General features: G+C 60.2%; 11 protein-coding genes. 6 read left to right on the plus strand and 5 right to left on the minus strand.

Annotated features, from left to right (window positions below):
- Positions 1-21: 21 nt before the first annotated feature.
- The 3 genes from relA to cysM all read right to left on the minus strand — a co-directional run bounded on the left by relA (position 22) and on the right by cysM (position 4679).
- Complete coding sequence (gene relA / locus AC4ANE_RS20065; protein WP_002554616.1) at positions 22-2265, minus strand: GTP diphosphokinase; 2244 nt, start codon at positions 2263-2265, stop codon at positions 22-24.
- Positions 2266-2421: 156 nt separating this feature from the next.
- Complete coding sequence (gene rlmD / locus AC4ANE_RS20070) at positions 2422-3777, minus strand: 23S rRNA (uracil(1939)-C(5))-methyltransferase RlmD (protein ID WP_031597665.1); 1356 nt, start codon at positions 3775-3777, stop codon at positions 2422-2424.
- Complete coding sequence (cysM, locus tag AC4ANE_RS20075) at positions 3777-4679, minus strand: cysteine synthase CysM (RefSeq protein WP_002554618.1); 903 nt, start codon at positions 4677-4679, stop codon at positions 3777-3779. Before cysM ends, rlmD begins: the two co-directional genes overlap by 1 nt.
- 251 nt (positions 4680-4930) lie before the next feature.
- Between cysM and AC4ANE_RS20080 the strand changes: the two genes are divergently transcribed.
- The 3 genes from AC4ANE_RS20080 to AC4ANE_RS20090 all read left to right on the plus strand — a co-directional run bounded on the left by AC4ANE_RS20080 (position 4931) and on the right by AC4ANE_RS20090 (position 8635).
- On the plus strand, positions 4931-7684 hold the full coding sequence (locus AC4ANE_RS20080; protein ID WP_031597663.1) for a response regulator: 2754 nt from the start codon (positions 4931-4933) through the stop codon (positions 7682-7684).
- Between the two features lie 109 nt (positions 7685-7793).
- Positions 7794-8231 (plus strand): hypothetical protein, encoded by a 438-nt coding sequence (locus AC4ANE_RS20085; protein WP_002554619.1) that lies wholly within the window; start codon positions 7794-7796, stop codon positions 8229-8231.
- Positions 8228-8635, plus strand: a complete 408-nt coding sequence (locus AC4ANE_RS20090; RefSeq protein WP_002554620.1) for an META domain-containing protein — start codon at positions 8228-8230, stop codon at positions 8633-8635. The genes AC4ANE_RS20085 and AC4ANE_RS20090 overlap by 4 nt, the downstream gene beginning before the upstream one ends.
- Before the next feature lie 214 nt (positions 8636-8849).
- Here AC4ANE_RS20090 and AC4ANE_RS20095 read toward each other — a convergent pair whose 3' ends face one another.
- Positions 8850-9317, minus strand: a complete 468-nt coding sequence (locus AC4ANE_RS20095; protein ID WP_002554621.1) for a TlpA disulfide reductase family protein — start codon at positions 9315-9317, stop codon at positions 8850-8852.
- Positions 9318-9446: 129 nt separating this feature from the next.
- Between AC4ANE_RS20095 and arsC the strand changes: the two genes are divergently transcribed.
- The 3 genes from arsC (at position 9447) to AC4ANE_RS20110 (ending at position 11176) form a co-directional block, all read left to right on the plus strand.
- Complete coding sequence (gene arsC / locus AC4ANE_RS20100) at positions 9447-9800, plus strand: arsenate reductase (glutaredoxin) (protein ID WP_002554622.1); 354 nt, start codon at positions 9447-9449, stop codon at positions 9798-9800.
- Complete coding sequence (gene wrbA, locus AC4ANE_RS20105) at positions 9797-10402, plus strand: NAD(P)H:quinone oxidoreductase (protein WP_031597249.1); 606 nt, start codon at positions 9797-9799, stop codon at positions 10400-10402. Before arsC ends, wrbA begins: the two co-directional genes overlap by 4 nt.
- Positions 10403-10504: 102 nt before the next feature.
- Positions 10505-11176, plus strand: coding sequence for a DNA-3-methyladenine glycosylase I (locus AC4ANE_RS20110; protein ID WP_002554624.1), 672 nt, complete (start codon positions 10505-10507; stop codon positions 11174-11176).
- Positions 11177-11182: 6 nt separating this feature from the next.
- Here the strand turns inward: AC4ANE_RS20110 and ttcA are convergent, their stop codons facing one another.
- Positions 11183-12007, minus strand: a complete 825-nt coding sequence (ttcA, locus tag AC4ANE_RS20115) for a tRNA 2-thiocytidine(32) synthetase TtcA (protein WP_002554625.1) — start codon at positions 12005-12007, stop codon at positions 11183-11185.
- Positions 12008-12017 lie beyond the last annotated feature (10 nt).

Consider the following 12017-nt stretch of genomic DNA (forward strand, 5'->3'; position numbering starts at 1 on the left):
CCCTGTGAGCGCAGGCAACGCTTATGGCGTCCTGTTCCTGCGAGTTTCAATGATGTTCGGCAACTGGGAAATACGCCCCAGCAACCGTCCCAGCGCGTCCAGACCCGGAATCTCGATGGTCAGCGACATGAGCGCTGTGTTGTCTTCCTTGTTCGAACGGGTGTTGACCGCCAGTACGTTGATACGCTCGTTGAGCAGCACTTGGGTGACGTCACGCAGCAGGCCGGAACGGTCGTAGGCGCGAATGATGATGTCCACCGGATACGTGAGTACCGGCACCGGCCCCCAGCTGACCTGAATGATCCGCTCGGGCTCGCGACCACCCAGTTGCAGCACCGAAGCGCAATCCTGACGGTGAATGCTGACGCCACGGCCCTGGGTGATGTAACCGACAATCGCATCGCCCGGCAGCGGCTGGCAGCAACCGGCCATCTGTGTCATCAGGTTGCCAACGCCCTGAATCTGAATATCGCCACGCTTGCCAGGCTTGTAGCCCGTAGCCTTGCGCGGGATCAGTTCCAGCTGTTCATTGACGCGATCAGGTTCAACCTCCTGCTGAGCCAGATTGACCAGTTGCGCCAGACGCAGATCACCCGCGCCCAAGGCGGCAAACATGTCGTCGGCGGTCTTGTGGTTGGCCTTGTCCGCCAGCTTGTCGAAGTCGACCTGCGGCAATGCAAGGCGCGCCAGTTCGCGTTCGATAAGGGTTTTACCGGCCGCAACGTTCTGGTCGCGGGCCTGCAATTTGAACCAGTGAACAATCTTGGCGCGCGCCCGCGAGGTCGTGATGTAACCGAGGTTGGAGTTCAGCCAGTCACGGCTCGGCGTGCCGTGCTTGCTGGTGATGATCTCGACCTGCTCGCCGGTCTGCAGGCTGTAGTTGAGCGGTACGATGCGGCCGTTGATCTTCGCACCACGGCAGTTATGGCCGATTTCGGTGTGCACCCGATAGGCAAAGTCCAGCGGTGTCGCACCCTTGGGCAGGTCGATGGCGTGGCCGTCAGGGGTGAAGACGTAGACCCGGTCAGGCTCGATATCAACCCGCAGCTGATCTGCCAGGCCACCAATGTCACCCAGCTCTTCATGCCACTCAAGTACCTGACGCAGCCAGGAAATTTTCTCTTCGTAATGATTGGAGCCAGATTTGACGTCAGTGCCTTTATAACGCCAGTGCGCGCAAACGCCCAGTTCGGCCTCTTCGTGCATGGCGTGGGTGCGTATCTGCACTTCCAGTACCTTGCCTTCCGGCCCGATGACCGCTGTGTGCAGCGAGCGATAGCCATTTTCCTTGGGGTTGGCGATGTAATCGTCGAACTCTTTGGGAATATGCCGCCACAAGGTGTGCACAATGCCCAGCGCGGTATAGCAATCGCGCATTTCCGGGACCAGTACACGCAACGCGCGCACGTCATAGATCTGGCTGAATGCCAGGCCTTTGCGCTGCATTTTGCGCCAGATGGAATAGATATGTTTGGCTCGGCCACTGATGTCAGCCGTCACGCCGGTGGCTTGCAGTTCGTTGTCGAGCTGGGACATGACATCGCTGATGAAGCGCTCGCGGTCCAGCCGGCGCTCATGCAGCAGCTTGGCGATCTGCTTGTACTGATCAGGCTCCAGGTAGCGGAAAGAAAGGTCTTCCAGCTCCCACTTGATATGCCCGATACCCAGACGATGGGCCAGCGGCGCGTAGATGTCGAAGACTTCCCGGGCCACACGGTTGCGTTTCTCGTCGTCGGCGTTCTTTACCGCACGAATCGCGCAAGTGCGCTCGGCCAGCTTGATCAGCGCAACGCGAACGTCGTCGACCATCGCCACGAGCATCTTGCGCAGGTTTTCGACCTGCGCCTGACTGCCTAGCACCAGAGATTGACGAGGGCTGAGACTGGCGCTGATCGCGGCCATGCGCAGCACGCCGTCGATCAGTTTGGCGACCGTCGCGCCGAAACGCTGCTCGACTTCCGGCAAAGGGATGACACCTTCACGCACGCCGCGGTAAATGACCGCCGCAACCAGCGAGTCCTGATCCAGCTTGAGGTCAGCGAGGATCTCCGCGATTTCCAGACCGGTCTGGAAACTGGAGGTGCCCTCTGCCCAGTGATTCTTGTGGGCCTTGTCGTTCTGCTCGGCTTGCCGGGCAAACTCACAGGCCTGTTTCATGACTTCCCGGTCCAGGACCAGGTCGACGCTGACAATATGATCGAGCCACGCGTCGAGATTGATACTGCCGTCTGTGTTTATCGGCTGGTTCGCTCTCACCTGTACCATGCTGCTTACCTTCCCTACGGCGCGATGAATAGCGCCATCAGTCGCCAGCCTTCTGAGCGAATGCCACTTGCCGGGCAAGCAAGGACCGGCATTCGCGGGCCAGTCGGATTAAATGAGGTTCCCTGTCAGCAGCGACCTCGATCCAGTGAACGCTGCTCACTTACTCATTTCAAATAAAGCCATCGCCTCGACATGCGCCGTCTGTGGAAACATATCGAGGATTCCGGCACGTTTTAATCGGTAGCCCTGACTGATCAGTTCGACCGTGTCACGAGCCAAAGTTGCCGGGTTGCATGAAACATAAAGCAGTCGCCGGGCACCCGTTTTTCTGATCTGGCGAACCACTTCAAAGGCCCCGTCACGCGGTGGGTCCAAGAGTACCGCAGAAAACCCTTCCGCCGCCCAGTCGGCGTGTGTCAGCGGCTGGGAAAGATCCGCCTGAAAAAACTGCACATTGTGCAGATCATTACTCATTGCGTTCACGGCTGCACGCTCGACCATGGTCGCAACGCCTTCGACCGCCACCACTTCCTTCGCCAGACCCGCCAGTGGCAAGGCAAAATTGCCCAGACCGCAAAACAGGTCCATTACCCGTTCATCTTTGGCAGGCGCCAGCCATTGCAGAGCCTGCTCGATCATCGCGGTGTTAACCGCCGCGTTGACCTGAATGAAATCTCCCGGTCGCCAGGCCAGTTGCAGGTTCCACGGCTCCAGCCGGTAGCCCAGCGTATCGCCGGGGCTGGCCGGTTGGGGCTCGCCGTCGCCCTGCAGCCACAGCTGCGCGCCGTGCTTGGAGCAAAACGCCTGCAACAGCGCCAGGTCGGCCTCGGCAAGCGGCGCGGTGTGGCGCAACAACACGGCAGTCGCAACCCCACTGAACAGCTCGACGTGACCCAGCGCCTGCGGTTTGCTGAAGTTTTTCAGCATGCCAGGCAACTCATTCATGATGGGTTGCAAGGCCTGTACCAGCACCGGACAGTGTTCGATGCTGACGATGTCCTGACTGGCGGCTGCGCGGAACCCCACGTCCAGCCTTTTGGCCTTGGCATCCCAGCGAACCGCGACCCGCGCGCGTCGGCGATAGGCCAGCTCGGCACCGCTCAAAGGTGCCGCCCATTCATCCGGCACAGCATTCGCCACGCGCAACAATTGCTCGGCGAGCATGCGCTGTTTCAGGGCAAGCTGTTCTTCGTGGGGCACATGCTGAACACTGCAGCCGCCGCAGCGACCGAAATACTCACAGGCCGGAGCGCGACGCATGGTGCTGGCGTTGAAGACCCGCTCGGTGCGCGCCTCGACGACCTTGCCGCGCGCATTTAGCACCCGCGCCTCGACCTCCTCGCCCGCCAGACTGCCAGCGACAAACCAGGTCTTGCCGTCAAGAAAAGCGATACCGCGACCGTCATCGGACAGGCGCTCGATAGTCAGCCGCTGTTTTTTACCGGCAGGAATCTGCACGGTCTTGACGCCGCCCGTGGGCTGAAAGCGCAGACCTCGTTCATGTTTGGCCATCAGTTGGGCGAATCGTAGATGCCGGTCGACAGGTAGCGGTCGCCTCGGTCACAGATGATCGCCACAATCACGGCATTTTCTACTTCACGGGAAATGCGCAGTGCCCCAGCGACCGAGCCGCCGGACGACACACCACAGAAGATGCCTTCTTCGCGCGCCAGTCGGCGCATGGTGTCTTCGGCCTCGGTCTGGCCCATGTCGATGATGCGGTCGACACGGTCCGACTGATAGATTTTCGGCAGGTATTCATGCGGCCAGCGGCGAATACCGGGGATCGAAGCGCCCTCCATCGGTTGCAGACCGACGATCTGCACCTCGGGATTTTGCTCCTTGAGGTAGCGTGAGGTGCCCATGATGGTGCCGGTGGTGCCCATCGAGCTGACGAAATGGGTCACGGTACCGCCCGTCTGCCGCCAGATTTCCGGACCGGTGGACGTGTAATGCGCCTCGGGATTGTCGCCATTGGCGAATTGATCGAGCACCTTGCCGCGGCCTTCGGCCTGCATGCGCTCGGCCAGATCACGGGCACCTTCCATGCCCTCGTCCTTACTGACCGAAATCAGCTCGGCACCGTAGGCGGTCATCGCGGCCTTGCGTTCGGCACTGGAGTTGTCCGGCATGATCAGAATCATCCGGTAACCCTTTATCGCTGCGGCCATGGCCAGTGCGATCCCGGTATTGCCGGAAGTGGCTTCGATCAGCGTGTCACCCGGATGGATCTGGCCGCGCAACTCGGCACGGGTGATCATCGACAGGGCCGGACGGTCTTTTACCGAGCCAGCGGGGTTATTACCTTCAAGCTTCAACAGGAGGGTATTGCTGGTATTACCCGCCATGCGTTGCAGACGCACCAGCGGAGTGTTGCCGACGCAATCGGCAATGGTTTGATACTGCAGGGTCATGGCGTCTTCGCAATCCAGACTGCGGGGGGTGCCTATCATAACGGCAAACGGCCAAAGCCCATATCACGCAAAGTGCGCTGCTTATTCCCAAAAAGAATAAACACTGTTTTTTCCACTGCGGCCTAGCCCTGCACAGAGAGTTAGGTGGCCCATGCTGGCGGTAAATGGCTAAACTCAACCCCTTGTGCCGATACAGCCAGGCAGCCGATGCCTGATATCGACGGACTGATACGTGTTGCCGGAGAACGAGCGTGCTGACCAAGCTGGGTATAAAAGGCCGTGTGCTGCTACTGACTATTTTGCCTGCCAGCCTGATGGCCGCAATGCTTGGTGGTTATTTCACCTGGATGCAGTTGAGCGAACTGCAAAGCCAGTTGCTGCAACGCGGCGAAATGATCGCCCAGGATCTGGCACCATTGGCCGCCAACGCATTGGGGCGCAAGGACAAGGTCCTGCTAAGCCGCATCGCGACCCAGACCCTGGAGCAGACCGACGTGCGCGCCGTGTCGTTTCTCGACGTCGATCGCACGCCACTGGCCCACGCCGGACCGACCATGATCAGCCCTTCGCCGATTGGCAGCGGCTCGCAGTTGCTCAATTCGACCGGCACCGACGCCACGCGTTATTTGCTCCCGGTATTCGGCAATCAACGCCACCTGACCAGCCCGATCATTCCGGCCGAAGCCGACACCCTGCTGGGCTGGGTCGAACTTGAAATATCCCATAACGGCACGCTGTTGCGCGGCTATCGAAGCCTGTTTGCCAGCCTGCTGCTGATCCTGACCGGGCTGGCCTGCACCGCGACTCTTGCAGTACGCATGAGCCGCACCATCAACGGGCCGATGAGCCAGATCAAACAGGCAGTGTCGCAGCTCAAGGACGGCAATCTCGAAACCCGCCTGCCGCCGCTGGGCAGTCGGGAGCTGGACGAACTGGCGTCAGGCATCAATCGCATGGCGGCGACCTTGCAGAACGCGCAGGAAGAGCTGCAACTGAGCATCGATCAGGCGACCGAGGATGTACGCCAGAATCTGGAAACCATCGAAATCCAGAACATCGAGCTGGACCTGGCGCGCAAGGAAGCCCTTGAAGCAAGCCGGATCAAGTCCGAATTCCTGGCCAACATGAGCCACGAAATCCGCACGCCGCTCAATGGCATTCTGGGTTTCACCCATTTGCTGCAAAAAAGCGAGCTGACGCCGCGTCAGTTCGACTACCTGGGCACCATCGAGAAGTCGGCCGACAACCTGTTGAGCATCATCAACGAGATTCTCGACTTTTCGAAGATCGAGGCTGGCAAGCTGGTGCTCGACAACATCCCGTTCAACCTGCGTGATCTGCTGCAGGACACCTTGACCATCCTCGCCCCGGCGGCGCATGCCAAACAGCTGGAACTGGTCAGTCTGGTGTACCGCGATACACCACTGGCGCTGTCCGGCGACCCGTTGCGCCTGCGGCAGATTCTGACCAACCTGGTCAGCAACGCGATCAAATTCACCCGCGAAGGCACCATCGTCGCCCGTGCCATGCTTGAAGACGAAACCGAAGAGCACGCGCAATTGCGCATCAGCGTGCAGGACACCGGCATCGGCCTGTCCAGTCAGGATGTGCGGGCGCTGTTCCAGGCGTTCAGCCAGGCCGACAACTCGCTCTCCCGCCAGCCGGGCGGCACGGGTCTGGGTCTGGTGATTTCCAAGCGCCTGATCGAACAGATGGGCGGCGAAATCGGTGTCGACAGCACGCCGGGCGAAGGTTCGGAATTCTGGATCAGCCTGAAACTGCCCAAGGCCCGCGAAGACAAGGAAGAATCGTTCAATATCCCGCTGGGAGGGCTACGCGCAGCAGTGCTTGAACACCATGACCTGGCGCGGCAGGCGCTGGAGCATCAGTTGGAAGACTGCGGCCTACAAACCATCGTGTTCAACAACCTGGAAAATCTGCTCAACGGGGTGACGGCGGCGCACGAGACCCCGTTGGCTATCGATCTGGCGGTGCTCGGCGTGACGGCGCTGGAAATTTCCCCGGAACGGCTGCGCCAGCACATCTGGGACCTGGAAAACCTCAACTGCAAAGTCATGGTGCTGTGCCCGACCACCGAGCACGCGCTGTTCCAGTTGGCGGTCCACGATGTCTACACGCAATTGCAGGCCAAGCCCGCCTGTACCCGCAAACTGCAAAAAGCGCTGTCCGAACTGATCGCGCCGCGGGCGATCCGCGCCGACATTGGTCCGCCGTTGTCGAGCCGCGCGCCGCGGGTGCTGTGCGTAGATGACAACCCGGCCAACCTGCTGCTGGTGCAGACCCTGCTCGAAGACATGGGCGCAGAAGTCGTGGCCGTCGAGGGCGGCTATGCAGCGGTCAATGCGGTGCAGCAGGAAGCGTTCGATCTGGTGTTGATGGACGTGCAGATGCCCGGTATGGACGGGCGTCAGGCCACCGAGGCGATTCGTGCCTGGGAAGCTGAACGCAACCAGAGCTCACTGCCGATCGTGGCACTTACCGCCCACGCGATGGCCAATGAAAAACGCTCGCTGCTGCAAAGTGGCATGGATGACTACCTGACCAAACCGATCAGCGAGCGACAGCTGGCGCAGGTGGTCCTCAAGTGGACGGGGCTGGCACTGCGCAACCCGGCGCCGGAACGCCAGAACGAAGCACCTGACGTGCACGTCGGGCCGCTGGTGCTCGATCATGAGGAAGGGCTGCGCTTGGCTGCGGGCAAGGCGGATCTAGCCGCCGACATGCTGGCCATGCTGCTGGCCTCGCTGGCCGCCGACCGCGAGGCCATCCGTGTGGCGCGGGCCAACCAGGATGTACAGGCGTTGATCGAGCGCATTCACCGTCTGCACGGCGCAACGCGCTACTGCGGCGTCCCGCAACTGCGCACCGCCTGTCAACGCGCCGAGACCCTGCTCAAGCAGAACGCCGCGCACACCGAAGCGGCTCTGGACGATCTGGACAAAGCCATCATTCGTCTGGAAGCCGAGGCACGGGTGACCGCGTGATGGCACCGTTCGCTCCTCACACTCCAGCGCAGCAATGCTGGTGCGGGTGCCCGGCGTCCGATCCTGAAGGCGTGGAGCATGATAGGATGCGCGCAATTTTGGAGGACCCATGGTCGAACACGATTTTCGCTACAGCATGCTCAACCCGCAGCACACATTGACCGAATGCCGCACTTTGGCACCCGGTCGCTATCAAGTCACCGGTAACGGCGGCTCGATTCATGACAACGACCAGTTGCTGGTGACGATCAAAGGCAGCAAAAGCCTGCACATGCGCCTGACCGTCGAGAAAGTCCGGCACCTGATCAACCCGCCGGGCCAATGGATTGCAGTGGCCAAAGGTCCGGTGTTCGATGAGTTGGCGATTCATCAGTGGAAAGTGAATTGCGACAGCTGCGCCGCCGAACTGAACTTCGAGTTCATGGTAGAGAGCAAGCTGGGCGTCAAGGCGCAGAAACCTGCCGCCATCGCGCGCATCGCGGAGCTGGGCTGGAAAACCGAAGGCGAGAAGCACCTCTGCAAGAAGTGCCAGGAGAAAGCGGCATGAAACAGTTTGCGCTCCTGAGCCTGATCGGCGGCGCGCTGCTGGCCGGTTGTACCGCTGACCCGCTGCCGATCCAGCAGGATCACAGTTATGTAACGGAGTGGATAGGCGAACGTCCGCTGATCGATAACAGTCGCTTGACCATGACGCTGGGTGCCGATGGCCGTGCGTATGGCAATGCGGGCTGCAACCACTGGTTTGCGCCCTATACGCTGAACGATCACAGCATCAGTTTCGGTCCGGTGGGCAAAACCCGCAAGATGTGCGCCCCCGCGCTGATGGAGCAGGAACAACGCTTCATCAAAGCCATCAGCAGCGTGCAACGCTGGGACATCTCGCCCATCGAGCAACTGCGCCTGTGGCCAGCCCAAGGCAAGCCGCTGCGCTTCTGGCTGGAAGATAGCTGATCCGAAGCTCCGCGTAACTTGCGACGCAGAGCGTCTAGAACTGCATTCCCACGCTGGAGCGTAGGGAACGATCACTATCCTGCGACGCCCCGCGCAACGCCTGGATAACAGCCGACTGCTCGCGCATTGCACTATCGTGCGGCGCTCCGCGTCGCATGCCGTTCTGGACGCTCCGCGTCCTCGTTACGGCGCAGAGCGTCGAAAATCGATCCGATCACCCCTCCCCGCGCAATGCCTTGAGCTTCTGGATCACGGTGGCGGCTGACTGCTCACCGAGCAGTTGCTCGCGCATCTTGCCCTTGTCGTCGATGATGTAGGTCACCGGCAGCGCTTCGGAGGGCGGCAGGCTGTACTGCTCGGCAGGGTCCTGAGCCAGCACGGTGAATTTGATACCCAGTGCGTTGGCAGCGCTTTTCAACTCATCGCCCTGCAGGTTGTCAAAGTTGACACCCAGCACCGTGACCTTCTTGTCCTTGAGCTGTTCGGACAATGCGTTGAATTCCGGCACCTCGGTACGGCACGGGCCACACCATTCGGCCCAGTAGTTCACCACCAGCCAATGCCCCTTGATTCGCTCGCTGGCCACCTTCTGGCCGTTCTGGTCAGTGCCCAGGTCCACGCCACATCCGCTGAGCAGCAAGCTGCCGAAAAGTATCACTGCTGCTGTTAATCGCCTTGCCATTTGTTTCCTTCCTCGCCCCGTTCAACCTGCAATCACTTATATCCAGGCTACGACTATTGACCATTCGATATGTCGGACAGTGCCATCGCTGGTTAGAATACGCCACCCCACACAAGATGCGACGTGCAAATGACCGATCTGACGCTGTATCACAACCCGCGCTGCAGCAAATCCCGCGGCGCGCTGGAACTGCTTCAGGCCCGCGGCCTGACGCCCGATATCGTCCTGTACCTGGAAACCCCGCCCGACGCAGAGCGTTTGCGTGACCTGCTCGGCAAGCTGGGCATCACTGCCCGGCAACTGTTGCGTACCGGCGAAGACGATTACAAGCAACTCAACCTGGCCGACCCGAGCCTGAGCGACGAGCAACTGATCGCCGCCATGGCCGCGCACCCCAAACTGATCGAGCGGCCGATTCTGGTCGCTGGCGACAAGGCTGTGATTGGCCGCCCACCCGAGAACATCCTGGAGCTGCTGCCGTGAGCACACCTTACATTCTGGTCCTCTATTACAGCCGCAACGGTTCCACCAGCGAAATGGCCCGGCAGATTGCCCGCGGTATCGAGCTGGGCGGCATGGAAGCTCGGCTGCGCACCGTTCCTGCCGTTTCCGCCGACTGCGAAGCGACCGCCCCTGAGATCCCGGAAAACGGCGCGCTGTACGCGACCCTCGACAACCTGAAAAACTGCTCAGGCCTGGCGCTGGGCAGCCCGACGCGCTTCGGCAACATGGCCGCCCCGCTGAAATACTTTCTCGACGGTACCAGCAACCTTTGGCTGACCGGCGCACTGGTCGGCAAACCCGCAGGCGTCTTCACCTCCACTGCCAGTCTGCACGGCGGCCAGGAAACCACGCTGATGTCGATGCTGCTGCCGTTGCTGCACCACGGCATGCTGATCATGGGTCTGCCCTACAGCGAATCGGCGCTGCTGGAAACCGCAGGGGGTGGCACGCCTTATGGTGCCAGTCATCACGCCGGTGCCGATGGCAAGCGCGCGCTGGACCGCCATGAGACTGACCTGTGCCGTGCACTGGGCCAGCGCCTGGCCAAAACCGCCTTGCAGCTGGACACAACACGCAGCTGAATCGGCAGGGCGTGGTCTGACGCTTTCAGTTAAATCGCAAACTTGCAGCGCAAGGGTCGGTCTGAACCCTTGACCTGCCTGTTGAATTTCTTTGGAGAACCGATGCAAGACTACAAATGGCTGAACGAGTATTGCCTGAATCGATTCGGCTCCGCCAAAGCACTGGAAGCCCACCTGCCCACCCCGAAGACACCGAAACAACTGCAAGCCATCAGCGCCGACCGCTATCTGTCGACCATGGCCCTGCGCGTGTTTCGTGCAGGCCTGAAACACAGTCTGGTGGACTCTAAATGGCCGGCGTTCGAGGAGGTCTTCTTCCGCTTCGACCCGGAAAAAGTCGTGCTGATGGGGGCTGATCACCTGGAGCGGCTGATGCAGGATGCGCGCATCATCCGCCACCTGGGCAAACTCAAGAGCGTGCCGCGCAATGCACAGCTGGTTCTGGACATCGAACAGGAGCACGGCAGTTTCGGCAAATTCATCGCCGAGTGGCCGGTCGATAACATCACCGGCTTGTGGCAGTACATTGCCAAACACGGCAACCAGATGGGCGGACTGTCAGCGCCACGCTTTCTGCGCATGATCGGCAAGGACACCTTCATTCCGACCTGGGACGTGGTGGCCGCGCTGAACGCGCAGGATATCGTCGACCGCGTGCCTACCAGCAAACGCGATCAGGCGATTGTGCAGGACGTCTTCAACCAATGGCACGCAGAAAGCGGTCGGCCGATGTGCCAGCTGTCAGCCATGCTGGCGTTCACCGTCAACCACTGAGCACCGTCAGATATTCACCACATTGACGAACCGCGACGCAGCGGTTTCGTCGATGCGCAGGTTGCTGAAGTCGAACAGGTTGCGATCAGCCAGTTGCGAGGGCTGTACGTTCTGCAGGGCGCGGAAGATGCTTTCCGTGCGACCCGGTGTCTTGCGCTCCCAGTCGATCAACATGTCCTTGACCACCTGACGTTGCAGGTTCTCCTGAGAGCCGCAGAGGTTGCACGGGATGATCGGAAACTGTTTAAGGTCTGAATAGGCCTGAATGTCCTTTTCATGGCAATACGCCAATGGACGAATCACCACGTTACGGCCATCGTCGGCACGCAGCTTGGGTGGCATGGCCTTGAGCGAGCCGTTGAAAAACATGTTGAGGAAGAACGTCTCGACGATATCGTCTCGATGATGCCCCAGTGCCATCTTGGTAGCACCTATTTCATCAGCGAAGGTATACAGCGTGCCACGACGCAGCCGTGAACACAGCGAACAGGTCGTCTTGCCTTCAGGAATCAATTCCTTGACCACTGAATACGTGTCTTTCTCGACGATGTGGTACTCGATACCCAGCTCTTTCAGATACGCAGGCAGCACGTGCTCGGGGAAGCCAGGCTGCTTCTGGTCCATGTTGACGGCCACGATGTCGAATTTGATCGGCGCGACTTTCTGCAAGTGCATCAGCACATCGAGCATGGTGTAACTGTCCTTGCCGCCGGACAGGCAGACCATGACCTTGTCACCCTCTTCGATCATGTTGAAGTCGGCAACCGCCTCGCCGGCCAGCCGACGCAGACGTTTCTGCAGTTTGTTCTGATTGACTGAAAGGGTGCCCATGTATGGAAAT

It is taken from the genome of Pseudomonas sp. Pme6b (assembly GCF_058129925.1).

Excerpts from the sequence above, each read along its gene's own strand:
- relA (WP_002554616.1), bottom strand. The coding sequence starts at position 2,265 with ATGGTACAGGTGAGAGCGAACCAGCCGATAAACACAGACGGCAGTATC.
- rlmD (WP_031597665.1), bottom strand. The coding sequence starts at position 3,777 with ATGGCCAAACATGAACGAGGTCTGCGCTTTCAGCCCACGGGCGGCGTC.
- cysM (WP_002554618.1), bottom strand. The coding sequence starts at position 4,679 with ATGACCCTGCAGTATCAAACCATTGCCGATTGCGTCGGCAACACTCCG.
- AC4ANE_RS20085 (WP_002554619.1), top strand. The coding sequence starts at position 7,794 with ATGGTCGAACACGATTTTCGCTACAGCATGCTCAACCCGCAGCACACA.
- AC4ANE_RS20090 (WP_002554620.1), top strand. The coding sequence starts at position 8,228 with ATGAAACAGTTTGCGCTCCTGAGCCTGATCGGCGGCGCGCTGCTGGCC.
- AC4ANE_RS20095 (WP_002554621.1), bottom strand. The coding sequence starts at position 9,317 with ATGGCAAGGCGATTAACAGCAGCAGTGATACTTTTCGGCAGCTTGCTG.
- arsC (WP_002554622.1), top strand. The coding sequence starts at position 9,447 with ATGACCGATCTGACGCTGTATCACAACCCGCGCTGCAGCAAATCCCGC.
- AC4ANE_RS20110 (WP_002554624.1), top strand. The coding sequence starts at position 10,505 with ATGCAAGACTACAAATGGCTGAACGAGTATTGCCTGAATCGATTCGGC.
- ttcA (WP_002554625.1), bottom strand. The coding sequence starts at position 12,007 with ATGGGCACCCTTTCAGTCAATCAGAACAAACTGCAGAAACGTCTGCGT.